We start from the raw sequence: 23,883 nt of genomic DNA on the forward strand, positions 1-23,883 counted from the left end.
CACTCCAGTCCTTTAGAAAGTAGCTCATGACTGTTACCTCTTTACGCCAAGGCACGCTTGCCCTGGCCGCTATCTGTTTGTCCGCCTTGATGCTGGGATTGGAAATCTCCAGCGTTCCACCGATTCTGTCCACTGTCGAGCGCGTGATGGGCGCCAGCTTCCGGCAGCTCCAGTGGGTCATGGCTTCCTACACCATCGCCATGACGACCATCCTGATGGCCGTCGGCACGCTGGCCGACCGTTATGGCCGCAAGCGCATGTTCACCATCGGCATCGTGGCGTTCGGCGTCACGTCGCTGGTTTGCGGATTGACCGGCAGTGCGGCCGTGCTGATCGTCGCCCGATTTTTCCAAGGCATGAGCGCAGCGATGATGCTGATCTGCCAGATCGCCATCCTGTCCACCCAGTTCCGGGACGGGCGTGAACGCGGCGCGGCGTTCGCGTGGTGGGGCATTGTGTTCGGCGCAGGCCTGGGCTTCGGCCCCATCATCGGCGGCGCTATCCTGGCGTTAGCCAGCTGGGAGTGGGTGTTCCTCGTGCACGGAGTGCTGGCCGTCATTACGTATTTGTTGAGCCGCGCGGGCGTGCAGGAATCGCGCGATCCGCATGCCAAAAGCCTGGACGTTGCCGGGATCGTGACGCTGTCGCTGGCGGTGTTCTGCCTGGTGCTGTTCGTCACTCAGGGGCCGGTGCTTGGCTTCACCAGTTGGTCCGCGCTCGGCATCATCGGGCTGTCTGTTGTGAGCTTCGCCGGATTCATCGTCGCGGAGAAAGTCAGCAAGCGGCCCATGATCGATTTCTCGGCTTTTAAGAGCCACCATTTTTCCGGGGCGCTTCTGGGTTCGATGGGGATGAATTTCAGCTTCTGGCCGTTCATCATTTACCTGCCGATCTATTTCCACGTCGGGCTCGGCTACGACAGCGTGCAGACCGGACTGGCCCTGCTGGCCTATACCCTGCCCACGCTGTTCGTGCCGATGGTGGCGGAGCGTCTGTCGCAACGCTACCAGTCGGGCATCGTGATACCGCTGGGGCTATCGGTCATCGGCGTGGGCTTCGTGCTGATGAAGATCGGCAGCCTGTCCACACAACCGGGTTCGCTGATCCTGCCGGGATGCGTGCTGGCAGGCATAGGCCTGGGCCTGACCAACACCACTGTCACCAATACGGTCACGGCGTCCGTATCGGCCGACCGCGTGGGCATGGCGTCGGGTGCGGACACCAGCGCCCGCATGATTTCGCTGGCCTTCAACATTGCCTTGATGGGATGCATACTGGTGGAGGGCATCATCACGCATCTGCGCAACACGTTGAACATGCCGGAGAGCGCCAGCCTGCGGCTGTTCGCGGAGAAGATCGCCGCCGGCGACTCCCAGGCAGCAGCCGGCGACGGCATCACGGCGGCGTTGGTGTCCGGCTTCGGCAGCGTGATGACGTATGGTGCGGTCAGCGTGTTTGTGCTGGCCGTGAGCAGCTATCTTGTCTTCTCGGCCGAGCCTGGTCGCCGCGAGTGCAAAGTGTAACAACGGCCGCCATGGTGCGATAGCGTACAGAGCGCGCGGCGGTTCCTGCTTACGCTGCAGGATGCCAATTCAACCATCGAAGGAATCGCCATGCGCCTGCCCCTGATCGCCCCGCAAGACCTGACGCGCGAGCAAGCATCCCTGTACGACAATATGCGCAAGGGTATCACCAGCAATTTCAACGATTTCATCGCCGTGCGCGAGGATGGCGCCTTGATGGGGCCGTGGAATCCATGGCTGCACGAACCAGGCATCGGCAAGGCGATCTGGGACTTGACCCTGGCGATGACCGCCAACGCCAAGCTGCCCGACAACGTGCGGCAGATCGCCATCCTGGTGGTCGGCGCCAGCTACAACGCGGCCTACGAAATCTACGCCCACATCGCCGTCGCCGAGCGCGAAGGCATGTCGGCCGAACGCCTGGCCACGCTGGTGGCGGACGTCAAGCCAGCGGACCTCAGCAAGGAAGAAAGCATAGCCTACGACATGGCCTATGCACTGAGCCGCGGCGGTACGCTGCCGGAACCCGTGTACCGCCTGGCCATCCACACTTTCGGCCAGCACGGCACGAATGAGCTGATCTACCTGGTCGGGCTGTATGCGCTGGTGTCGGTCACGCTGAACGGCTTCAACGTGCCGGTGCCGGAAAGAGAGTAGCCCAATCGGTCAGGCCCGCTGTTGGCCGACAAAAGCCAGCTAGAGAGTATTCCAGCCGACGAACTTCCGGTAAACCTCTTCATCTGGCGTACTGATAAAGTACTTAATCTCTTCCATTGCCAAGGATAGTGCGTCTGCTCCCCTGGCTGATTTCCCCATCTGTGGATCGACGTATACTGCATCAAGGTGATCAGCCAATGTAGCAGCGCAGAGACATTGAACCGCGAAGTCTAAGGTGCTACGGCCGCTAGCCGTACTAAATCCAAAGCCATCTTCATCCGTCCAAAATTCGAAATACGCCGACGCTGGTTCATTCACGTCTTCTCTCGTGAGAGCGGCCGGCGCGGCCAATACCTTCATAATGAGCACGCCTGTTTCACACTCAGATAAAAAATTTGGTGGAAACTCGATTGCTATGCCATGTTGAGCCAAGGCCTGTACCCATATCGAAGGTAAGTTGGCTGGACGCACATCGCTCTGAACCTCTAGTGAAAATGCCATCTACGCTCCTGAATTCTCTCTGATTCGAAATTGCCTTACGAACGGAAAAGCACCTCTTCCCGCTTGCACCAATACACACTCAGCGCCAGCAGCAAGCCCGCGACGGCGAGCGTCGATGCGAAGACGCTGGCGTAGTCCGCTACCGTGATGGTCCCCTTGACTACTTCCTTGATCGCCAGCGAGGTATTGATGATCGGCACCAGCGACCAGCCGTCGCCCAGCTTCATCCCCGGCAGCATCGATGCCATGATCGGCAAAAATACCATGATCATGGTCTGCTGCGAATAACTGGCCGCTTCCTTGTGGCTGCGCGCATAGAAGGAAATCGAGAGCAGCAGCGCGGAGACCATCGCATACGCCGGCAGTATCAGCAAGCCCAGCATCAACAGCTCGGGCAGCTGGATATATCGGGTGATGGCATTCAACTCACCACCCGCATTGCCCAGCACGTAGCTTGCGCAGATGCCCATCGACGTGATGCCGATGCCACCGGAAATCGCCGCGGCGCAGAGTATCACCAGGAATTTGGGCACGACCAGGCTGGCACGCGATAAAGGCAACAGCAGCAATGATTCCATCGTCCCGCGCTCTTTTTCGCCAGCGCCCATATCGATGGCCACCGCGATGGACGCGAACAATCCCATCGTGAACAGCAGATAAGGGATCATCGCGCCTATCTTTTCGCCCTGCTCCTGGCGGTCGCTGGCGGTGCTGCTCACTTGCAGCGTGAACGGCTCGCTCAGCGAGGCGGACGCGCCCTGCGCCACGCCCAGCACGGCCAGGCGCTCGCTGCGCAGCTTGTCCGTATAGGTAGCCGACAACAGCGGCTTGATGCGCTTGCCGACACTGTCGAACACGATGGCGGTGTCATAGCGCAGCGACAATTGCGGTTGCTGTCCCGCCAGGATCGCCCGCTCGCCGCCGGCGCCGTAGATCAAGGCGAAATCGATCTGCTTGGCCCGGATGCCGGCAACAGCGGCCTCCTCCGTTGCGGCCGGCACCGGCTTGAGCAAGGGCGACGCTTCCAGTACCGCGCGCAGCAACGGCGCGCCATCGGATGCGACCAATGCATAGCGCAGCTCGCGCGTGCCTTCCTGCTGTGCTTTGTCTGAAGCCAGCTTGATATAGCCGAAGGTCAAGGCCGGGAAAATCACGGCCGGCATCAGCAGCATGAACATCAGCGTGCGTTTGTCGCGCAGCACCTCTAGCAATTCTTTATAAAACACATTCCACATGGGGATAGGCCTTTACGCTGAAACTTGGGGAGTGGTGATCTTGTGCAGATAAGCGCCGTGCAGCGAGGTGGTGCCGGTCTCGTTGAGCAAGGCCGCCACCTGACCTTCGTACACGCTGACGCCGCTGTTGATGATGCAGACTTCGTCACACAGGTCTTCGACCTCGTGCATATGGTGCGTGGAAAAGATCACCGCCGCGCCGCTGCGCTTGTAGTCGAGCACGAAATCGTTGACCAGCTTGGCGCCGAGGATATCGAGCCCCGTGGTCGGCTCGTCGAGGATCAGGATGGCCGGCGTGTGCACCACCGTGCGGGCGATCGCCGCGCGCTGCTTGTTGCCAAAGGAGAGTTTGTCGACCTGCTGATCGGCATATTGCCGCAGGCCGAACTGGTCGATCAGCTGATCGGTCCTGCCGCTAAGTGCGGCGCCGCGCAGGCCATAGGCGCGGCCGAAATATTCGATATTTTCACGCACCGACAGGCGCTGGTACAAACCCGTATGGCCGGACAGGAATCCGATCTGGCGCCGCGCATCCATCTGTTCCTGAGTCAGGCGCAAGCCCTGCACCCGCACTTCGCCTGCGGTCGGCGCAATCGCGCTGGACAGCATGCGCAGCGTGGTGGTCTTGCCGGCGCCGTTGGGACCGATCAGGCCGAGCACCTGGCCAGGACGGCAGGTGAACGACACCGATTTAACCGCTTGTACCGTCTGGCCCTTGGCGCCTTTGGCGGTCGATTTGAAGTCTTTCTTAAGCCCCACTGCCTCTATCATGTTTGCCCTTTTGACTAAACAGACCAGCGCCTTCGCTGTTGCTGCGTGGACAAATTATATACTTGATATGGCAATACTGCATTGTGGAAATTATTGACTTACTTGTAGTCGTCCGGCGTCAGCGCGTACTTTTGCATCTTGTAGTACAGCGTTTGTTTCGGCACGCCCAGCGCGTTGCTCACTTCGGTGACGCTGCCGCTGGCCCGGCGCAGCTCCTGCTCGATGACGGCGCGTTCGAAGCAGCCTACCTGATCCGCCAACGGCAGCGGCGCCATGCTGCGGGCCGACAGCAGGCCGTCGGCGCCGCTTGATAATCCCAGCACGAAGCGCTCGGCGATGTTGCGCAGTTCGCGCACATTGCCCGGCCAGTCGTGCGCCATCAGCGACTGCATCAACGGCCCCGGCACCGGCGGCGGCGTGCGCTTGTAGCGCGCCGCCGCCCCCAGCAGGAAGTGTTCGAACAGCAGCGGGATATCTTCGCGCCGCTCGCGCAGCGGCGGCAGGTTCAATACGATCAGGTTCAGGCGGTAGTACAGATCGCTGCGGAATTTCTGCTGGTCCGACCATTCCTTCAGATCGACCTTGGCCGCCGCGATCACCCGCACATCCACCGGCACCGGGCTGTTGGAGCCCAGGCGTTCGACGTAGCGCTCCTGCAACACGCGCAGCATCTTCACCTGCAACGCCATCGGCAGGCTCTCGATCTCGTCGAGGAACAGCGAGCCGCCGTCCGCGTGTTCGATCTTGCCCACCTGCCGTTTGGCCGCGCCGGTGAAGGCGCCCGATTCGTGGCCGAACACTTCGCTCTCGAAGATGGTCTCCGGTATCGCGCCGCAGTTCAGGGCGACGAAGTTGCGTTGATGCCGCCGGCTGAACTGGTGCAGGCAGCGCGCCACCATTTCCTTGCCGGTGCCGGTCTCGCCGTAGATCAGCACATCGGCCGGCTCGTCGGCCAGGTCCAGGATCAGGCGGCGCAGATCGCGGATCGCGGCCGAATCGCCCAGCAGCGTGGCTTCGATACCCTCGCCGTGCTCGATGCGGTGGCGCAGTGCGGCCACTTCCAGCACCAGCCGCCGGGTTTCCATCGCGCGCTGAACCACCTCGGTCAACTGCTCCGACGAATACGGCTTGGCGATGAAGTCGTAGGCGCCGTCGCGCATCGCGCCCACCGCCATCGTGATGTCGCCATGGCCCGTCACCAGCACCACCGGCAGTTGCGCGTCGATGGCCTTGACGGCCGCCATGAGGTCCAGCCCGCTCATGCCGGGCAGGCGCACGTCGCTGACCACCACGCCGTCAAAGCCCGGCGTAATCAATGGCAGTGCCTGTTCGGCGGTATGGAAGGCCTGCACGTCGATGCCCGCCAGGTCCAGCGCCTGCGCGCTGCCTGCGCGCACGGTGGCGTCGTCCTCAATCAATAATACTTTCATGTTGTCTCCGGCTCCGCAATCGGCAGTTCGATGATAAACCGGGCCCCGCCTGCGGTGGTCGATTCAACCAGCAGCATGCCGCCAAATTCGCGGATGATCTGCTCGGAAATCGCCAACCCCAGGCCCAGCCCCTGCCCTTGCGGTTTTGTTGTAAAAAATGGTTCGAATAAATGGTTGCGGATCGCCTCCGGTATGCCCGGCCCCGTATCGGAGACGGCGATCATCGCTTTCTGAAAACTGCGCGTCACGCTCACCGTCAGCTGCCGCGTTTCGCAGCCGTCCATGGCGTCGAGCGCGTTGGTGAACAGGTTGACCAGCACCTGCTCCAGCCGGTTGCTGTCGCACAGCGCGTGCACGTCCTGGCTCTGCATCGACATGCGGAAATTGACCCGCTCCTGCTCCACCCGCCGCTCGACCAGGAACAGCGCGGCGGTGATCGCGGCCGCCACCGGCACCGGCTTGAGGCTGGCGTCGGCCTTGCGGGCGAACTGGCGCAGCTGCCCGGTCAGCGCGCCCATGCGGGCGATCAGCTGCGAAATGGTCGCCAGGTTGCCCTTGGCTTCATCGAGACGGCCGCGCTCGATCAGCACGCGGGCGTTGTCGGACATGGTGCGCAGCGCCGTCAGCGGCTGGTTCAGTTCATGCGTGATACCGGCCGACATCTGCCCCAGCACCGCCATCTTGCCGGCCTGGACCAGGTCGCTCTGCGCCTGCCGCAGCTTTTGTTCGGCATGCCGGCGCACGACGTTTTCCTCGCTCAAATTGTGCGTCATCTGCTGCAGGCTGGCGGTCCGTTCGGCCACCATGGTTTCCAGATGGTCGTAGGCGCGCTGCAGGTCCAGACGGGCACGCTGCCGCTGCCGTCCCAGCCGGCGGCGCTGGCGTGCGTACAGCACCAGCATCACCAGCAAGGCTTCGGACAGCCAGGTGAACAGGAAGGCGTTGCGCGCACTGGCCTCGGCCGGCGCCAGGTCCGACAGGTAGACGAACTGCCACTTGCGCGGCGACAGCGAACGCGTCTGGCTCAGCATGCGTGTGCGTTCGGCCGGGGCCGGCGTGGCGACGATGCTGGCGCCGTTGTCGAGCTGGCGCAATTCACGCAAGCCCAGCGGCAGCAAGGCGTGCGAGAAATACTGCCGCGACACTTCCAGCTCCTGCAGCACGGCCGGCTCCAGCGGCGCCAGCGCGTGGTATTTCCAGTCGGGTACCGAGCTCAGGAAGACGACGCCGTGGGCATCGGTCAACATCACCTTGTCCGTGCCCTGCACCCAGCCCTTCTCCAGCTTCTCGATATTGACCTTGACGGTGGCCACGCCCAGCATGCGGCCGTTGTGATAAATGCCGTGCGCGAAGAAGTAGCCCGGCTCGCCGCGCGTGGTGCCGACGCCGTAGAAGCCGCCCGGCGTGCGCCGCAGCGCATCGCGCACATACGGACGGAAGGCGACGTTGTCGCCGACGAAGCTGTCCGGCTCGCGCCAGTTGCTGGAGGCTTGCGTCAAGCCTTGCAGGTTGACGATGTAGATGGTGGTGGACTTGGAGAGTTTGTTCAACTGCTCCAGATGGGCATTGACCTCGGCCCGCAGCAGCTCGTCGTCGGGCTGCTGCAGCAAGGCGATCACGTCCTTGTTGAGCTCCAGCGTGCCGGGCAGGAAATCGTACTTGGACAACAGGTTTTCCAGGCTGACGGCGTAGCTGTCGAGCCGTTGCGCGCCGGCTAGGCGCAGCTTGTCGATGGCGGCGTTCTCGGTCCAGCGCCAGACCAGCAGCGCCAGCCCGAGGCAGCACACCAGCACCAGCAGCCACAGCACGAACCGGCGCAGCAGCCGGCTTCCCGACACGGACGGCAAGACGGTCTGCGCTGCTGCTGCCATAAGCTCCCCTGTTGTTATTGTAGTTTCATCCGCTCACATTAAAACACATGGCGCACGCCGAGGTTCAGTCCGGTTGTACCGGCGCCACTGTCGGTCGCATTGCCGACGTGGAAATTGGCGCCGTTGCGGTTGATGATGTGGCCGTACGCGGTGTACAGGTCGGTGCGCACCGACAGCGGATGCACATAGCCGACCGCCATCTGGCGCGCGCGCTGCTGCGCGGCCGAGTCGTCGCGATGGTCGACGTACGAGGCCAGCAGCTTGCCCGCACCGAGCGCCACGCTGACGCCGAGCAGGCCGTCCTTGCTGGTGTTGCCCAGCAAGTCCTGGTTGCGCGAGTAGGCGGCGTGGGTGGTGACGCCGCCGATGCGGTAGCGTCCGGCCAGCATGGTGTTGCGGCTGTGCGCGGTGGCGGTGGCGTTGTCGCGCTGGTGATGGACCAGCACCAGACTCAGCGGGCCGTTGTCGTAGCTGGCGGCGGCGCCGATGGCGCGGTTTTTGGCGCTGTCGCCGGCCACTTCACCGAAGCCGTACAGCACGTCGGCCGAGAAGCCATTGTAGCGCGGCGTGGTGTACTCGACCGAATTGTCGACCCGCGAATTGGGCGAGAAGATATTCTGCGCACTGCCCGCCAGGCCGATCACGAAAGGATCGGCCACGTCGCGCGTGGCCTTGTAGTACGGCGAGTACTGGCGGCCGATGCTGATGGCGCCGGCCTCCTTGCTGGACAGGCACACATAGGCCTGACGGCCGAACAGCAGGCCGCCCTGCCCGGCGGCGCCGGTATCGACGGTGAAGCCGTTCTCCAGCACGAAGCCTGCGGTCATGCCACCGCCCAGGTCTTCCTTGCCCTTGAAGCCGATGCGCGAGCCGGAGGCCACGCCGCTGCTGATGTTCTGCGTGTTGCCGGCGGCGCCGCCGCGCTCCAGCACCAGGCCGGCGTCGACCACGCCGTAGACGGTCACACTCGATTGCGCTTGTACTTGCGCCGCGGCCGATACCAGGCCCAGCGCCAGTGCGCTGATCACATACTTTTGCATCTTTCAGTCCCCTCTATTTTTTCAAGCCGCACGCATCGTGGCGACGGCAGGTTGCTGCACTTCTTCTTCCAGCGCGCCTTCCCACTTGGCGACAACGGCCGTGGCGACGGCGTTGCCGACCGCGTTGGTGGCGGAACGGCCCATGTCCAGGAACTGGTCGATGCCCATCAACAGCAGCAGGCCCGCTTCCGGAATGTGGAACTGGTTCAGCGTGGCGGCAATCACCACCAGCGAGGCGCGCGGCACGCCGGCGATGCCTTTGGACGTCACCATCAACAACAGCAGCATGGTGATCTGGGTGCCCAGCGACAGGTCGATGCCATAGGCCTGGGTGATGAACAGCACGGCGAAGGTGCAGTACATCATCGAGCCGTCCAGGTTGAAGGAGTACCCCATCGGCAGCACGAAGCTGGAGATCTTGCGTTGCACGCCGAACTGGTCCAGCGCCACCAGCAGTTTCGGGTAGGCCGCTTCCGAGCTCGCGGTCGAGAACGCCAGCAGGAACGGTTCGCGGATCAGCGCCATCAGGCGGAACACGCGCTTGCCGATGAAGGCGAAGCCGCCCAGGATCAGCAGCGCCCACAGGCACACCAGGCCCAGGTAGAAGCCGCCCATGAACTTGGCGAAGGTGGCCAGGATGCCCAGGCCGTTGGTGGTGATGACCGAAGCCATGGCAGCGAACACGGCCAGCGGGGCCAGGTTCATGATGGCGCCGGTGATGCGCAGCATGACTTGCGCCAGCTGGTCGATCACGGCGGTCAGCTTGGCGCCGGCTTCGCCCAGGGCGCTCAGCGCGCTGCCGAAGAAGATGGCGAACACCAGCACTTGCAGGATTTCGTTGTTGGCCATGGCCTCGATCGGCGACTTCGGCACCATGTGGCTGACGAAGTCCTTCAGCGTGAAGGCCGAGGTTTTCAGGCCGGTGGCGGCGTCAACCGGCGGCAGCGGCAGGCCCAGGTGGGTGCCCAGCTGCATGAAGTTCGACAGCACCATGCCCAGCGTCAGCGATACCAGCGAGGCGATCACGAACCAGCCCATGGCCTTGATGCCGACGCGTCCGGCAGCCTTGCCGTCGCCCATGTGGGCAATGCCGACCGCCAGCGTGGAGAACACCAGCAGCGAGATGATCATCTTGATCAGGCGCAGGAAGACATCGGTGACGATCGAGATGTTGCCGGCGATGTCGGCGGCGATCTTCTTGTCCGGGAACGTGTCGTGGCAGGCATACCCCACCAGCACGCCGAGCACCATGGCGATCAGGATGTAGAGGGTTAATGGACGTTTCTTTTTCACTTGGCTTCTCCAAATTCTTGTTGTCGTAGTCCCTCGGCATGCGCCGTGGGTCTGGGCTAGTTAGCAATGGTTGTGCCAGCATGAAACAAGCTTAAATTCGGAAGCAAGTCCTTGATTCTAAATATAATTCATTATGGAAACATTTGACGGGGCGGGTGTGGCGTCCCGAAATCCATACGCCGCACGGTGGCCCTGTATGGAAAGTTGGACAGTGCTCAGACGGCGGGCGCCGTCTGGCTCCACTCGAACCAGCCGCCGTCGTAGACGCTGATGTCGGGCCAGCCCATCAGCCAGGCGTAGAAAAAGGCCATGGAAGCGCGCCAGCCGGTGCCGCAATAGAACGCCGTCGGCGTGCCCCGGACGATGCCGTACTCGGCCCATTGCGCGACGATGTCGGCGGCCGGCTTCATGCTGCCGTCGGCCAGGTGGTAGGCGCTCATGCTGTTGACGTCGCCGTCCTCGCCGGCCCTGCCCCAGCGCGCGCCGGGGATGTCGCCGGCGGCGATGTAGCTGTAGCCGGAAACCCGGCCGGTGAATTCGGCCTCGGTGCGGATGCTGGCCAGTACCGCGTCGCCACGCGCCAGCAGCGCGCGCGCCTCGGCGGTGCCGATCAGGTATTCGGGATGTGCGGGAAAGGCGATGCCGAAGTCGGCTGCCGCAACGGGGGACGCTGCCGGGCCGGCGGCGCAAGGATGGCCGCAGGCCAGCCAGCGGGCGTAGCCGCCATCGAGCAGGCGCACATCGGCCACGCCCGCGTACAGCAGCAGGTGCGCCAGCCGTGCGGCGGCCAGGTTGTTGCGGCCATAGACGATGACGGTGGTATCGTGGCGCACGCCGCGCGCCAGCAGCAGCGCCTGCATGGCCTGATCGGAGACCTTATTCCACAAGGGTTCCTGCTCGATGCAGCCGGTATCGAAATACGCGGCGCCGGGAATGTGGGACTGTTCAAATAGCGCCGCGCTGTCACAGCCGGCCTCGAACAAGCGCCAGCCGGCCGCCGGTGCAGCCTCGACCGCCGCGCCCGCAGTCAGTGCAGCCAGCCAGCCCGGCGTGACGAGCTGGCGCCAACGGACCAGGTCCGCGCGGAAGCCTGCGGCAGCTATTTGAGGAATGCTGCTGGCGGTATTCATAGCGCGCCTGAGCGGCTTGCCTTATTTTGCAGCGGGGCTGCGCGGCTTGCCATCGACATACAGCGTGCGCGCGGTCTTCGTTACGACGTATTTGATTTCGCATACCTCGGGCACCGTGCCGTAGGAACGGCCGTTCAAATAAACGGTGCGCTTCGTCAGTTGCAACTTGTCTTCCTTCATGAGGGCGATACCCTCACTGCCCCGGATGGTCGCCACGCCCCCGTCATCGGTTACCTCGATACTGCTACTGCTGCCGCCATCCTGGCGAGGCGCTTTGGCGGCGTTGCCCGCGTAGGCGGATATCGAGAATACGACAGCAAACAGCGCGATAAGATAGGAAATTGGTTTCATCATCGTTTATGCGTGAAGTTGAAGATTTTCAATCGAAGCGGTAGCTGAGCGCGGCCAGCCCGGAATCGAGCGAACGCCGGCGCACGGCGGGATTGCTGCGGATGGAGTCGTCCAGCCAGCTGCGGCGCAGGTTGGCGACCAGGTACCAGTGTCCGCCCAGGTGCGCCTCCACCAGCAGGCCGACGAACGGATTGCTGGCATGGCGGGCCACGCCGTCGTAATAGCGCACGTAGCTGGACGAACGGTATTCGAGGCCGGCCTGCGGGTAGAAGGCGTAACGCCCCTGCTCGATTTCCGCCGCATACATCAGGTCCAGCATGGCGCCGTGCGATTTGCCCAGGTCGCGGTACAGATTGGCCATGAAGGCGCCGACCGGCGTCACCTGCAAGGTGCCCAGTCCCAGCGGCAGCGACGAACTCTGGCGTGCTTGCGGCGGCGCGCTGGCGCGGTAGCCGTCCTCCATCGCGCGCGTCACCAGCTCGACGCTGCCGTAGCCCGCCGGCGCCAGCTTGACGCCGAAGGTGTCGATGCGCGCAAACGCGGGGCCGTAGTCGAAGTTGAGGTACGGGACGACGCCGGTGCTGCGCGACTGCGCCGCCACCGCGACCGGCGCGGCGCTGACGCCCAGGCCGACATCGCCGACCAGATGGTAGCCAGCCTCTTGCGCCTGCGCGCAGCCCGCGCACAGCAGGGACAGCGCGGCCCAGCGCCGATGCGGAGCGCTCACCGGAAGGCGCTGACGATCAGCGCCACATTGCTGCCGCCGAAAGCGAAAGAGTTCGACATCGCGGCCTGCAAGTCCAGTCCGCGCCGGCATTCGCGCGGCACGTAGTCGAGATCGCACTCGGGATCGGACTTGTCGAGGAAAGCCGTCGGCGGCACGGCGCCGTGGCGCACGGCCTGCGTGGTCAGCACGAATTCCAATGCCCCTGCCGCGCCCAGCGTGTGGCCGTGCATGGACTTGGTGGAGCTGACCAGCAGCTTGCGCGCCAGCTCGCCAAAGGCTTGCTTGATCGACGTGGTCTCGGCGACGTCGCCGGCGGCGGTGCCGGCGCCATGGGCGTTGATGTAGCCGATCGCCGACAGCGGCAGGCCGGACTGCTCCAGCGCCTGGCGCATCGCCCGCTCCTGGCCGCCGGCGTCGGGCTTGGTGATGTGGGTGGCGTCGTTGCTGGTGCCGTAGGCGACCAGTTCGCCCAGGATGGTGGCGCCGCGCGCCTGCGCCGATTCCAGCGATTCCAGCATGACCGCCGCGCCCGCTTCACCCAGCACCAGGCCGCCGCGCCCGGCCGAGAACGGCCGGCACGAACGCTCGGGATGCTCGGCATCGACAGGCGCCAGCACGCGCAAGGCGTCCCAGGCGCTGACCACGCCGTAGCTCAGCAAGGCTTCCGAACCGCCGGCCAGCACGCGGTCGGCGTAGCCGTGGCGGATGTGGCGATAGGCCTCGCCGATGGCCTGCGCCGACGATACGCAAGCGCTGCTGTAGTTGTTGACGCTGCCCTTGAAGCCGCAGCGCAACGCGATCTGCGCCGCAGCCGCATTGTTCATGCCGGCCACGACCGACATCGGCCGCACGCGGGTTTTACCTTCGACGAACAAATCGACATAGCCGGATTCGACGGTGAGCGCACCGCCCATGCCGCTGCCCCAGAACACGCCGCTGCGTTCGGGCGCGACGGTGGCGTCCAGGCCCGACTGGGCCAGCGCCTCGCTGGCGGCAGCCCAGCCCAGCAGCGCGAAGCGGTCGAACACCGGCAGCTCGGAAGTTTTGACCAGCTCCGGCAACGGAATGCGGATCTGCGCGGCCGGCGTACCCGGACGCTGGCGGTCGCCGCCCAGCTGCAACAGGCCGATGCCGCTGCGGCCGGCCAGCGCCTGCTCGAAATTATGGTCGGCGCCAACGCCCAGGGACGAAATCGCTCCCAGGCCGGTGATCACCACGCGCTGCGCGGTCATGCCTGGGCAGCCTTGCCGGCCAGGTAGGTATCGATCTGGTCGGCGATGTCCTGCACCACGACCAGTTTGGGACGCTCGTCGCCGACTTCGATGCCGAACTCTTCCTCCAGGTCGAAGATCAGTTCGATCACGGTCAGCGAATCGGCGCCCAGCGCTTCGAGTTCGGTTTGCGGCTGGATCTTGTCTTCAGGCAGGTCGAGGCTTTTGGCGAGCAGTTTGGCTACGGTGGGAAAGGAATTCATAAAAATAGTCTCAGTATGGAATGTGTTAAGCGCGGTTCAGCAGTGCGTCTTCGACAGGCAGGTGCTGGTTGAAGAACGCGATCGTCTCGTCGGCAACGAGTTCCTTCTCATTGTCGAGGGTGATGATGTGGTAGCTGTCGTGCAGGATGATCTTGCGGCGGCTCGGCGAGCTGATGCTGCGTTCGACCAGGTCGGCACTCTTGGTGCTGGCGACGTCGTCTTCTTCGGCATGGATGATCAGCGCCGGCGCGACCACCTTGGATAACTGGCTGCGCACCTGCTTGATCAGGCGGTGGGCCTGGAAGATGCCCTCGGCCGACAGGCGCGAGGCGCCGGCCGCCGACGAATCGCTGACCTTCATTTCGCGCGCGATCCAGCGCCGCAGGTTTTCGTTTTTCAGGCCGTAAGGGTAGCGCTCCTGGTAGGAGTACCAGTGGCGGGCCGGCGTGTAGTACGCCAGCGGCAGCAGGAAGCGATACTTGGGAATGCTCCAGCCGTCGTACGACAAGGTGGTGGCCAGCAGGCCGAGGGCGGCCACTTCGTCGCCGCGCTCGATAGCAAGACGCAAGGCCAGCACCGCGCCGATACACAGACCGACCACCGACACGCTCTCGTGGGTTTGCTTGAGCTGGTCGAACAGGCGCGACACTTCCTCGAACCAGCGCTCGCTGCGCGTGGTCCGATAAGAGTCGGCCTGGCCGGACGAATAGCCATAACCCGGTATCAGCGGGATGACCACCGTATATCCTGCACGTTGCAAGCGCTTGCCCACATACTGCATTTCCAGCGGGTTGCCCAGCAGGCCGTGCAGCGCCAGCACGGCATGTGGGCCGCCTGCCAATTCAATAGTCTTCATACTACCCTGTTCAAGAAAATCTTATTATTATTGACCGAGGAACGGCCGCTAGACGCTGTCGCCGTGATCGTCAATATATGGAGTCATAATACCCTCGTTTTGCGCAGAAATTCCAGTTACCGCCGCGCCGGAATGCCGTCGACATGCAGTTTTTTTGCCGAGGGTGTGCAACGCTTGCCCGATCAGCTCGCTGTGATCATCGATGCGTTGACATTGATGCAGTGGAATAGTTCAAGGATAAAATCATCCAGCCCGTAGGGTCGGCGAATTTTAGCCGTTCCAGGCTATCGGCAGGATGACCACTTTATTACAGATTGGAAAGGCAAAGCGCCCTGCCCGGCGACGCGATAAATTCCTTTGCTTTGCGCAGACCGTTTGGCTATAATCTCGCCCGCACACAGGGGGGTATAGCTCAGCTGGGAGAGCGCTTGCATGGCATGCAAGAGGTCAGCGGTTCGATCCCGCTTACCTCCACCAATGTGTTTCAATTTGGCAGTTCACAGTCCCCATCGTCTAGAGGCCTAGGACATCACCCTTTCACGGTGAGTACGGGGGTTCGAATCCCCCTGGGGACGCCATCATCACGCGGTCGTATCGACCACGCTTCCTACCGTGGCATCGCTGGATTTCGCTTTGCGGGCGGCGGCGGCCGACAACTCCTGCTGATGCTTCAACTGTTCCAGCGCGGCTTTCTGCGCGGCGGCCGATTGCAGTTGCTCGATCTGCGTCTGCAGCGCCTGGATCTGGATCTGCAGCAGCTTCAGGCGCTCTTTCGCGCCCGGGCTCCTATCCTGGGTCGCCTCCCGCAGCTTCTTCATCAAATCGCCCATTCTCCTTTGCAGCACTTCAATGGCGCTGTTGCCGCCCGAAGCGCCGCCGGCGCCGACCGCTCCCACTGCTGTGACCATATCCGCCTCCCATGCCATATTTTCAAATGTATTATTTTAACAATAAATTCATCCGATCATGTTCTTGATGGTGTAAACGGTATAAATCAAAGAAACCATAGCGCCGATTCGAAAGCGGCAAGCCGGCCAACTTTCGTTTCTGTGGCAAAAAAACAGCTTTTGTAAATGGTTTATACAAATAACACTGTTTTCCTTTTGGCAAACGCCCCTTTCTTATGTGAGACTAAACACCCACCTTGCGCTGCAACACAGCCGCCGGGTGTCCGCAGTCAATCACGACCGCATACACATATAAACTCGGGAGCATGAATGAAGTTGAAAGAGAAACAGGGAGTCCTTTCCGTCCGCCTGGCGCTGAGCGTGCTGGCCGGTTTCACACTGCTGTCCGGCGCTGTGCAAGCGCAGACCGCGACCAGCAGCGATAAAACCTCCGAGCCGACCAAGGTCGTCATCACCGGCTCCAACATCGCCCGCATCGCCGGCGAAGGCGCGACCCCGGTGGAAATCGTCACCCGCGTCCAGATCGACCGCAGCGGCGCCTCCACCGTCGTCGAACTGCTGAGCAAGCTGCCGTCGATCGGCGTCCAGCTTGACGGCAACAGCAAGAGCTCCTTCGCGGGCGGCGCCGCCTCCGTCGGCCTGCGCGGCCTCGATCCGAAATACACGCTGATCCTGCTGAACGGCCGCCGCCTGGCCAACTACGGCTTCGCCGACGGCGCGGAAAACAGCTTTGTCGACCTGAACACCCTGCCGCTGGCGGCGCTGGAATCGGTCGAGATCCTGCGCGACGGCGCCTCCGCCATCTACGGCTCGGACGCAGTGGCCGGCGTGATCAACTTCCGCACCCGCACCAACTACCAGGGCCTGGAAGTGGCCGGCCGCCTGGGTGAAAACATCAAGGGCGATGGCTCGACCGGCAACATCAGCGCCACCAAGGGCTGGGGCGATATCGACGCCGACGGCTACAACCTGCTGTTGTCGGTGGATGCGCTGAAACGCAATTCGCTGCGCAGCTCCAAGCACTCGGCGCTGGCCCTGCCCGACTACCGCAAATACGGCGGCACCAACAAACTCGCCACCACCTCGTTCCAGGGCTGGGTGCGCGACTATGACAATGGCGAGCCAGGCTACGCCATTCCAGGCTGCAAAGGCCAGGTCGGCAAGGCCGACACCGGCGACCAGGTTTGCTTCACCAATCCGGAACGCATCCTGACGCCGTCCATCCAGCGCTTCGGCGTCTCGACCATCGTCACCAAACGCCTGGGCGGCGGCGACGAGTTGTTCGCCGAGCTGGGCCTGAATCGCAACAAGTCGAGCTACCAGCAAGGCTATCCTAGCTTCAGCAGCCAGTTCCTGGTGCCGACCGCCGGCACCACCAATCCCGGCGTGCTGGGCCTGCCTGGAGAGACCGACACCACCAACGGTTTCACGCCCGGCGATCGCCTGCAGATCTTCCATGACATCACCGAAGCGGGCCGCAGCGTCCAGACCATCACCAACACCACCGCACGCGTGGTCGGCGGCTGGCGCGGCAAGGTACAAGGCTGGGACAGCGAGTTTGCCGTCAACCTGAACCAGAGCAAGCTGGTCGACGACACCACCAACGGCGTGCTGAAGGATATCTCCAACGACCTGCTGGGCAAAGGCGTGCTGGGCAAAGGCGGCTACGATCCATTCAATCCGGCCAATTCGCTGAGCATGGTGCAATCGATGATGCACACCATCCACCACGCCGCCACCTCGCGACTGGGCACGGCTGAATGGAAGATGAGCACGCCGGAATTGTTCAAGCTGCAGGACCGCTCGGTAGGCTTCGCCTGGGGCGCGCAAGCGAGCCATGAATCGATCGACGACGTGCCGGATGACCAAACGCTGGCGGGCAATATCGTCGACTACGGCACCACCGGCAGTGTGGCGTCGCGCACTCTGTACTCGGTGTACGGCGAGCTGGCGGTACCGCTGCTGGCCAACCTGGACGCGCAAGTGGCCGCGCGCGCCGACCACTACAGCGACTTCGGCAACAGCTACAACCCCAAGCTGGCACTGGCCTGGCGTCCGACCGAAACGGTGCTGGTGCGCGGCTCCGCCACCACCTCGTTCAAGGCGCCTACCCTGCCTGAGATCGGCGCCACCACCACCGCCTACGCCAGCGTGGCCGACTGGGCCCGTTGCGGTCCGCTGGGCTATGTGGGCTCCCAGTGCGCCTACAGCCCCAAGCAATACCTGAAGGGCAATCCGAACCTGAAGCCGGAAAAGGCCAAGAACTATTCGGTTGGCATCGTGCTGCAGCCGGTGAAGGATCTGGTCATGTCGCTGGACTGGTATGGCATCGACCAGCGCGACACCATCCAGGCGCTGGACCCGCAATACGTGCTGGATCATGAAGACAGCATCCCGGGCTTTGCCGCCCTGATCGGCCGCGATCCACGCAACAAGGCACTGGAAGCCACCCATCCGGGCCTGAACAAGGGTCGCATCAACAACATCACCACGCCTTACAGCAATGTCGGCAAGACCAAGATTTCCGGTTTCGATATGAACCTGAAATATGATCTGTCGCTGGGCGCGTACGGCAAGCTGCGCTTCAACGAAGTGATCAACCGCACGCTGAAGTTCGATCAGAGCATCACGCCTGACGATGCGCCGGTCAGCCGCCTGGACTCCATCTACCATCCGCGCTGGAGCAATTCCTTCAGCACCGCGTATGAGTATGGTACGAGCCAGTTCTCCGCGACCGCACGCACCGCCGCCAGCACGCTCAACATCGACGATCCTACGCACACGCAGGATGCGGCCGTGACGAACGCACGCATTCCTTCGTACACCGTCTGGGATCTGAACTACAGCACCAAAGTCAACCCTAAGCTGACGGTGAACGTAGGCATCAACAATGCGTTCGATAAGGCCATGGTGTATGCCAACACGGCTAACGTGAACACCTATGTGCAAGGCTTGAACGATGTCGTGGGACGTTATGTGTATGTGAACGCGCGTTACGCATTCTAATCCACTCACCGTAACACTGAACCGCCGCAGCGCTCACCCAGAGCGCTGCGGCTTTTTTATGTCGCCGTGCCGCAGGCTTCCGGCCGGGCGTCGCGCCCCATGGCAAAGAAAGCGCGCTCAATGTCGACCGCCCGCCAGGCGTGGGTGCTGCCATCCCAGTCTTTCCACGTCACTTTACGCGCATTGAGCCAGGCCGCCTGGCGAGTGCACCAGTCGCACCAGATCACATAGCGGGCCACGAACCGCTCCCGGCTCGCCATGGACTGTTTCGCCGCCATCGATCCATGCAGCGCTGCGAGCTCGGCATCAGGATGGCCGAGAAAGCGATCGTTGATGACCGCGTCCAGTACGACAGCAATATCCGGCCGCAGCTTCATCACCAGTTTGCTGGCAAAGGAAGGCCCGAGAAATTTGATTTCCAGGCAAGCACGCAGCGCCGCTGCCAGGTCGCCGGCCTCCGCAGCGATCTTGGCAACGCCAAGCAGCCGCAATACCTCAGCGCTCGACTGCGCCTTCTTGGCGCCCGCACCATGCAGCAGCATGCGCGCCTTGCCGAGTGCCCGCTCGGGGCGAATGACCAGGTCAGTACCGGATACATATCCCCACACGACGGCGGAGAGCAGGCCTTGCAGCCTGTCCTCGCCGTCGCCGGACCGCAGCAGGGTCATGTGAAACTCGTCCAGCGCCACCGATGAGTGACGCGCACGCACTTCCACGCGCGCCCATTCGGCGGTGCTTGGCACAGCCACATGCAGGCGACGGTTGCCAATCTCAATCACATCACCGCCATCCTTGGGCTGAGTCATCAGGCGACCTGGCGGATAGGCATAGCGCTCCCGCAATGCAGACATCGGATGCGGCATATCCTCTTTTGTTTTCACCATGGTGGCATACCTACCCTTCAATCAAATTCCCTACAAACTGTTTATACTCTTTTTCAAATCAGAGCTCTTGACAGTCACTCTAGCGGACAATTTCCATTTGCCCAAATAGTTTCCAATATGCATCGGCAGAAATGAAAAAACCCGCTGAAGCGGGTTTTTAAAAATACTGGCGGAGACGGTGTCCGTCGAACTCTCCTATGAAAACACCCGCCTAAATGGCCTTACCCCCCTCGCTTACCCCCCTCTTATCGCTCGCTTTTCAACCACGGGCACCGTTCCAACCTATGTTGACTAGCATCAACAAGCATAATGTCTACGTTAATAGACAACGGTATCCAGCCAACCGCATGAATGGCTATACTTGGCCGCGACGCAGCCATTGAGCGTCTGCCCATCGTGCGTAGAGCAAATGTAAATTTCCCAAGGTAAATTTTGGTTGCAGTGCTAACATAGCAACTACGTTTAACAAGTGGAATAAAAATGATACCCAGTGATAGCGCATGGTTGGGCGAACAAGCATTGGCTGGGCCTATAGTCCGTGCAGGACTAGGCATATTACTGGCGCGGGGTGACTGGACTTGGTGGCATCACCCTGGCGCGGCTTCGACAATTATGCTTGACGCTGTCGCCGTCTCTGGAATTGCCGAATGGGGCGGAGACCCGGCGGTATTAAATGCGTCCGAGTGGCTTGATCTCAACACGGCACTGGAAATAGCCCAAGCGTTTCGGGTGGTGGTCGCAAGACGTAAAGGCGACCTGCGTCTAAAGATCCAGCGTGCTATATATTCCTGGGACGCTGTCCCGCCCATACATGCAATTTGCGACGACCTCGCCCGCGCCTACGACCTCGAACGCATCTTCGTCGAATGGCCTACAGACCGCCGCTCCCGCCGTCCACCTGCCTCAACCAAGCAAGGCTTGAGTATCACATCGTCGGAGCGGCTGGCGGAGATCACCAGTCCACTCCTCAAGTCACTCCCCAGCGCAAGCTGGGGTCCATCGGACCAACCCGCGACCATAGCAGTTGTCACGCTAGACGATCTCTTGACGAACCAATTCTCAAGTGAACTGCTGATTATCCTGGATACCTACCGGGAGGCGGTAATCCCGCATGTGGATACAATACGCGCGGGGACTGGCGCCCAGTGTGCAATCTTTTTACCTGCGGATCAGCCAAACATTCATCTCTGGCTGCAGGTTTTCGGTGCACAAATAGCGGCGCAGGCCCCCATTGACTCGGCCTTGAGCCAAGCAAACCGGGAAATCGAGCGGAGTGGAGTCTTCCTCGCGTCAACTCAAACATTTATGGTTCAGTCTAACCGCACCTTCTTTCCGTCGGCCAGACGCAAGAGGGAACGCAATGAAACGCTGAAGAACCCAGCAGCCGTTGATTCAGCAAGACTCGCACCGCCTGCCCGGAGGAGACAGTTGCCGCCGCCGAATCTGGAAATTGAAGGGGTAAGAATGGAGGCGCCACCTCCCACCATTCGCGTATTGGATGCGCGGATCGAGCACGATGGACAGCCTGTGATGGCATTCCCGCAAGATGGCAGCGTTAATGTGCAGATCAGCATCCAGCCCGTCTCACCACTAAAATTCGCCCCCCCTGCTTTTCCGGAGCAAAACCTCCACTGGAATGAAGATCTGAAACCGTTACAGGTTCACCTCACTGAAGTCGGTTCTGAGCCACGGTCAGCTCCTTTGTTCTTACCTCGCAACGGAGCCTCGGAGCCAGCCATTTTCGATTATGCGATACCTGCAGACCGTGCGATCGATGTTCGATTCCTAGTCAGCGACGGCGCCTCTATTCTCCAGACAGCAAGGCTGCAAGGGCGTGCCGGTGACGCCATCATTTTCTTTGTTGAAGTATTCAACTCGCCAGTTGACCATCATAAAACCCGTTTTGATGTTTCCTTGCTAGTTAACGACAGCTTGGGGAACACGCCGAGCGCGACCATCTTGACCAGCGAAGGAATACGCTTAACGGAACTGGACGTTACCGAGATTGGATCGGCGCGCGAACAGTTGCGTTTGGCACTTGAAGAGTGTCTGAGGCCAAAAGCCGCTCTGAATTCTGCGCTCTTTAATCTAGCAAATAACGGAAAACTCTTGTTGGATGCGCTGAAGGATCTAACTCCTAGTTGGCCTACAACCATGGACAGAGTGCAACTGACAACACCGTCAAACGGGTATTTCCCTGTTGAATGTCTTTACGATGGTGAAATTCCCGACAATGAAGACGCCGCCCTGTGTGATGACCGGTCTGGCTGTCTCACATCAGGCATTGCGAGAGAAAACTGTTCAATTAGAGCTACGCGGCATCAGTTATGTCCGATGGGATTCCTGGGCATAACTTCGGTAATTGAACGTCGGACTTGGGACAGAACAATGGACAAGACAGTATGGCTGAAGCAAGCCACCGCCCTCTCCAGTCGTAATCGAATTGCCGAATTGCGACGCGTACTGTTTGCAGCTTCGAACAGAGCCGACGAATTCAATGACTACGACGTTCCCCCGCAATTTTCGACGGTACGCACACAGGATATTGAATTACTGGCCAACGCGCAGCGCAAGTACAATTGGCACGACTGGAGTCAAGCCATTGCTGCGATACACCCCAAACTGCTAGTCCTGGTGCCGCACATCGAAAACAACCATTTATATATTGGCAACGAAGAAAAACTCGCGCTGGGATCGCTGCGGCGCCCCCATATCGGCAACTCCGAGCCGGTCGTGATCGCCATTGGCTGTAATTCTGCCATCGGCCTCATACCTAATGCCAGCTTACCTGCAATACTACTGCGCGAAGGAGCGAAGGTAGTGATCGCCGCAACCACCAGCGTGCTCGGCCGCTTTACCAATATCGCTACCGCCGACCTGACATCAAAATTGATGGCAGCATCGACAGCAAGCGCGGCCGTTACAATCGGAGAGTTAGTCACCAGCATGCGCCGTGAGTTCCTAGAAAAAAATAACGCATTGGGCATGGCGCTAATTGCTTTCGGCGATGCGGACTGCTGCTTGGGAGGAGGCCAGCAACCATGAGCGACTTCTTTGAAGTGAAGCTGATCCAGGCCGAACATGGCGATGCAATCCTCGTAAGCTACGGCCACTCCCCAGTACGTCACATCCTCGTCGATGGCGGGCCCAGGCAGACATTACCTTATTTGCTTGAAGTACTATCTGCGGCGTGCGTTGCTGGTAGCCTGACGCTCGAAGTCATAGTGGTCACCCACTATGACTTCGACCACATTGGCGGCATTATCGCCCTATTGGAAGAAAAACCCGATTGGCTGAAGATCAACGATATTTGGTTCAACGGGCACAAACACCTGCTCCCCCGTGATTTGCTTGGACCAAGACATAGTGATGCCTTAGCCAAAATTCTTGTCCAAACTCACCTTCCATGGAATTTAGCGTTTCAGGAAAATGCAGTCACCACCCACGACGGCAGGAGCGTTGACTTACCTGGTGGCATGTCAATTTGGATTCTGTCGCCAACCGAAAAGGAATTGTCCGCGCTGGCGAAACAATGGCCAGCGGACACACCGAACAACGATCATTCAACGACTAGAGATCGACTTGGACGCCACGACACTTGGCCGCCGTCGTCATTCTTTAGCTTGGTTGAAACACGCTCACCGCCGGACGAGTCCGCATCGAACGCGGCAAGCATCGCGTTGCTGCTAAAGTTCGCGCGCAAGCAGGTCCTCCTATCCGGTGACGCCCACGCAGAAGTCATCTACGAGTCACTGGCGACCTATTGGCCCAATCAAGTTCTGAAAATAGATTTACTAAAGGTCTCTCACCATGGGAGTCAGTCGAATACTTCAGTAGCGCTCCTCAACCTCATAGAGTGCTGCCGTTTTGCAATTAGTACAAATGGCAAAATACACGCACATCCAGATCAGGCTGCGATCGCCCGTGTAATCGGATCGAACAGCAATGCAGAGCTCATTTTTAACTACGAAACAGCATTGACGGCAAGATGGCAGAATCGACCGCCAACCTGGCCCAGGTATCGCACTTCGTATCCGTGCGGCATCGGCCCGTTTGTACGCGTGACCGTGTGAATTGCCGGGCGCGTGCCAAAATCAGCGGCTTCATCTATCGACAAGACAACATCTAGGCATGGTGAAGGCGTGCTCCAGACCCCAAACTGCGTTGTGCAAGCGGCGAAAGCCGTAGCAGGTACGCCCCCGGCCGCAAGGCGTGCCGGTTCGATT

Annotated in this window: 20 protein-coding genes and 2 tRNA genes; 7 read left to right on the plus strand and 15 right to left on the minus strand. The window is 61.2% G+C overall.

Features of this window, described 5'->3' with window-relative positions:
* Positions 1-26: 26 nt before the first annotated feature.
* Both GEV01_RS19100 and GEV01_RS19105 read left to right on the plus strand, forming a co-directional pair.
* Positions 27-1,523: an MFS transporter gene (locus GEV01_RS19100; protein ID WP_152807176.1), complete on the plus strand. Its 1,497-nt coding sequence runs from the start codon at positions 27-29 to the stop codon at positions 1,521-1,523.
* Positions 1,524-1,613: 90 nt separating this feature from the next.
* Positions 1,614-2,180 (plus strand): carboxymuconolactone decarboxylase family protein, encoded by a 567-nt coding sequence (locus GEV01_RS19105; protein ID WP_152807177.1) that lies wholly within the window; start codon positions 1,614-1,616, stop codon positions 2,178-2,180.
* 39 nt (positions 2,181-2,219) lie between these two features.
* Here GEV01_RS19105 and GEV01_RS19110 read toward each other — a convergent pair whose 3' ends face one another.
* From GEV01_RS19110 to GEV01_RS19170, 13 genes are all read right to left on the minus strand, one after another.
* Positions 2,220-2,681, minus strand: a complete 462-nt coding sequence (locus GEV01_RS19110; protein ID WP_152807178.1) for a hypothetical protein — start codon at positions 2,679-2,681, stop codon at positions 2,220-2,222.
* 35 nt (positions 2,682-2,716) lie between these two features.
* Positions 2,717-3,916, minus strand: a complete 1,200-nt coding sequence (locus GEV01_RS19115) for an ABC transporter permease (protein ID WP_152807179.1) — start codon at positions 3,914-3,916, stop codon at positions 2,717-2,719.
* A 12-nt stretch (positions 3,917-3,928) separates the two neighbouring features.
* Complete coding sequence (locus GEV01_RS19120) at positions 3,929-4,687, minus strand: ABC transporter ATP-binding protein (protein ID WP_152807180.1); 759 nt, start codon at positions 4,685-4,687, stop codon at positions 3,929-3,931.
* A 98-nt stretch (positions 4,688-4,785) separates the two neighbouring features.
* Positions 4,786-6,117 carry a sigma-54-dependent transcriptional regulator gene (locus tag GEV01_RS19125; protein ID WP_070272863.1) on the minus strand — a complete coding sequence of 444 codons (1,332 nt, stop codon included), beginning with the start codon at positions 6,115-6,117 and terminating at the stop codon, positions 4,786-4,788.
* Positions 6,114-7,988 carry a sensor histidine kinase gene (locus tag GEV01_RS19130; protein WP_152807181.1) on the minus strand — a complete coding sequence of 625 codons (1,875 nt, stop codon included), beginning with the start codon at positions 7,986-7,988 and terminating at the stop codon, positions 6,114-6,116. Before GEV01_RS19130 ends, GEV01_RS19125 begins: the two co-directional genes overlap by 4 nt.
* Positions 7,989-8,026: 38 nt before the next feature.
* A complete protein-coding gene (locus tag GEV01_RS19135) occupies positions 8,027-9,028 on the minus strand; it encodes a porin (RefSeq protein WP_152807182.1) in 1,002 nt (333 codons plus the stop codon).
* Between the two features lie 21 nt (positions 9,029-9,049).
* Positions 9,050-10,321: a dicarboxylate/amino acid:cation symporter gene (locus GEV01_RS19140; protein WP_328595558.1), complete on the minus strand. Its 1,272-nt coding sequence runs from the start codon at positions 10,319-10,321 to the stop codon at positions 9,050-9,052.
* A gap of 215 nt (positions 10,322-10,536) precedes the next feature.
* Positions 10,537-11,451, minus strand: coding sequence for a sulfurtransferase (locus GEV01_RS19145; protein ID WP_152807183.1), 915 nt, complete (start codon positions 11,449-11,451; stop codon positions 10,537-10,539).
* Positions 11,452-11,472: 21 nt separating this feature from the next.
* Positions 11,473-11,802 (minus strand): hypothetical protein, encoded by a 330-nt coding sequence (locus GEV01_RS19150; protein WP_217428444.1) that lies wholly within the window; start codon positions 11,800-11,802, stop codon positions 11,473-11,475.
* A gap of 28 nt (positions 11,803-11,830) precedes the next feature.
* Complete coding sequence (locus GEV01_RS19155) at positions 11,831-12,529, minus strand: MipA/OmpV family protein (protein ID WP_328595559.1); 699 nt, start codon at positions 12,527-12,529, stop codon at positions 11,831-11,833.
* Entirely contained in the window at positions 12,526-13,761 is a 1,236-nt protein-coding gene (locus GEV01_RS19160) for a beta-ketoacyl-[acyl-carrier-protein] synthase family protein (RefSeq protein ID WP_152807185.1), read from the minus strand. Before GEV01_RS19160 ends, GEV01_RS19155 begins: the two co-directional genes overlap by 4 nt.
* Positions 13,758-14,003 (minus strand): phosphopantetheine-binding protein, encoded by a 246-nt coding sequence (locus GEV01_RS19165; protein ID WP_070272855.1) that lies wholly within the window; start codon positions 14,001-14,003, stop codon positions 13,758-13,760. The genes GEV01_RS19160 and GEV01_RS19165 overlap by 4 nt, the downstream gene beginning before the upstream one ends.
* A 25-nt stretch (positions 14,004-14,028) precedes the next feature.
* The gene (locus GEV01_RS19170) at positions 14,029-14,859 is read right to left on the minus strand and encodes an alpha/beta hydrolase (RefSeq protein WP_152807186.1); all 831 of its coding nucleotides are present in this window, start codon (positions 14,857-14,859) and stop codon (positions 14,029-14,031) included.
* A gap of 401 nt (positions 14,860-15,260) precedes the next feature.
* Here GEV01_RS19170 and GEV01_RS19175 point away from each other — a divergent pair.
* Positions 15,261-15,336: transfer RNA gene (locus tag GEV01_RS19175), tRNA-Ala, on the plus strand.
* A 25-nt stretch (positions 15,337-15,361) separates the two neighbouring features.
* Positions 15,362-15,437: transfer RNA gene (locus GEV01_RS19180), tRNA-Glu, on the plus strand.
* Positions 15,438-15,440: 3 nt separating this feature from the next.
* On the opposite strand, the gene GEV01_RS19185 is transcribed toward GEV01_RS19180, so the two are convergent.
* Positions 15,441-15,767, minus strand: a complete 327-nt coding sequence (locus GEV01_RS19185) for a FlxA-like family protein (protein ID WP_175023141.1) — start codon at positions 15,765-15,767, stop codon at positions 15,441-15,443.
* A 309-nt stretch (positions 15,768-16,076) separates the two neighbouring features.
* Between GEV01_RS19185 and GEV01_RS19190 the strand changes: the two genes are divergently transcribed.
* Positions 16,077-18,773 carry a TonB-dependent receptor gene (locus GEV01_RS19190; RefSeq protein WP_152807188.1) on the plus strand — a complete coding sequence of 899 codons (2,697 nt, stop codon included), beginning with the start codon at positions 16,077-16,079 and terminating at the stop codon, positions 18,771-18,773.
* Positions 18,774-18,829: 56 nt separating this feature from the next.
* Here the strand turns inward: GEV01_RS19190 and GEV01_RS19195 are convergent, their stop codons facing one another.
* A complete protein-coding gene (locus GEV01_RS19195) occupies positions 18,830-19,657 on the minus strand; it encodes a hypothetical protein (RefSeq protein WP_152807189.1) in 828 nt (275 codons plus the stop codon).
* 612 nt (positions 19,658-20,269) lie between these two features.
* Here GEV01_RS19195 and GEV01_RS19200 point away from each other — a divergent pair.
* Together GEV01_RS19200 and GEV01_RS19205 are read left to right on the plus strand one after the other, a co-directional pair.
* Positions 20,270-22,702: a hypothetical protein gene (locus tag GEV01_RS19200; protein ID WP_152807190.1), complete on the plus strand. Its 2,433-nt coding sequence runs from the start codon at positions 20,270-20,272 to the stop codon at positions 22,700-22,702.
* Complete coding sequence (locus GEV01_RS19205; protein ID WP_152807191.1) at positions 22,699-23,730, plus strand: ComEC/Rec2 family competence protein; 1,032 nt, start codon at positions 22,699-22,701, stop codon at positions 23,728-23,730. The genes GEV01_RS19200 and GEV01_RS19205 overlap by 4 nt, the downstream gene beginning before the upstream one ends.
* Positions 23,731-23,883 lie beyond the last annotated feature (153 nt).

The sequence above is a fragment of the Rugamonas rivuli genome (assembly GCF_009380165.1).
GTDB lineage: Bacteria > Pseudomonadota > Gammaproteobacteria > Burkholderiales > Burkholderiaceae_D > Rugamonas > Rugamonas rivuli.

Bases quoted from the DNA above. Each gene is read 5' to 3' on its own strand.
- GEV01_RS19100 (WP_152807176.1), top strand. From the start codon at position 27: ATGACTGTTACCTCTTTACGCCAAGGCACGCTTGCCCTGGCCGCTATC.
- GEV01_RS19105 (WP_152807177.1), top strand. From the start codon at position 1,614: ATGCGCCTGCCCCTGATCGCCCCGCAAGACCTGACGCGCGAGCAAGCA.
- GEV01_RS19110 (WP_152807178.1), bottom strand. From the start codon at position 2,681: ATGGCATTTTCACTAGAGGTTCAGAGCGATGTGCGTCCAGCCAACTTA.
- GEV01_RS19115 (WP_152807179.1), bottom strand. From the start codon at position 3,916: ATGTGGAATGTGTTTTATAAAGAATTGCTAGAGGTGCTGCGCGACAAA.
- GEV01_RS19120 (WP_152807180.1), bottom strand. From the start codon at position 4,687: ATGATAGAGGCAGTGGGGCTTAAGAAAGACTTCAAATCGACCGCCAAA.
- GEV01_RS19125 (WP_070272863.1), bottom strand. From the start codon at position 6,117: ATGAAAGTATTATTGATTGAGGACGACGCCACCGTGCGCGCAGGCAGC.
- GEV01_RS19130 (WP_152807181.1), bottom strand. From the start codon at position 7,988: ATGGCAGCAGCAGCGCAGACCGTCTTGCCGTCCGTGTCGGGAAGCCGG.
- GEV01_RS19135 (WP_152807182.1), bottom strand. From the start codon at position 9,028: ATGCAAAAGTATGTGATCAGCGCACTGGCGCTGGGCCTGGTATCGGCC.
- GEV01_RS19145 (WP_152807183.1), bottom strand. From the start codon at position 11,451: ATGAATACCGCCAGCAGCATTCCTCAAATAGCTGCCGCAGGCTTCCGC.
- GEV01_RS19150 (WP_217428444.1), bottom strand. From the start codon at position 11,802: ATGAAACCAATTTCCTATCTTATCGCGCTGTTTGCTGTCGTATTCTCG.
- GEV01_RS19160 (WP_152807185.1), bottom strand. From the start codon at position 13,761: ATGACCGCGCAGCGCGTGGTGATCACCGGCCTGGGAGCGATTTCGTCC.
- GEV01_RS19165 (WP_070272855.1), bottom strand. From the start codon at position 14,003: ATGAATTCCTTTCCCACCGTAGCCAAACTGCTCGCCAAAAGCCTCGAC.
- GEV01_RS19170 (WP_152807186.1), bottom strand. From the start codon at position 14,859: ATGAAGACTATTGAATTGGCAGGCGGCCCACATGCCGTGCTGGCGCTG.
- GEV01_RS19185 (WP_175023141.1), bottom strand. From the start codon at position 15,767: ATGGTCACAGCAGTGGGAGCGGTCGGCGCCGGCGGCGCTTCGGGCGGC.
- GEV01_RS19190 (WP_152807188.1), top strand. From the start codon at position 16,077: ATGAAGTTGAAAGAGAAACAGGGAGTCCTTTCCGTCCGCCTGGCGCTG.
- GEV01_RS19195 (WP_152807189.1), bottom strand. From the start codon at position 19,657: ATGGTGAAAACAAAAGAGGATATGCCGCATCCGATGTCTGCATTGCGG.
- GEV01_RS19200 (WP_152807190.1), top strand. From the start codon at position 20,270: ATGCTTGACGCTGTCGCCGTCTCTGGAATTGCCGAATGGGGCGGAGAC.
- GEV01_RS19205 (WP_152807191.1), top strand. From the start codon at position 22,699: ATGAGCGACTTCTTTGAAGTGAAGCTGATCCAGGCCGAACATGGCGAT.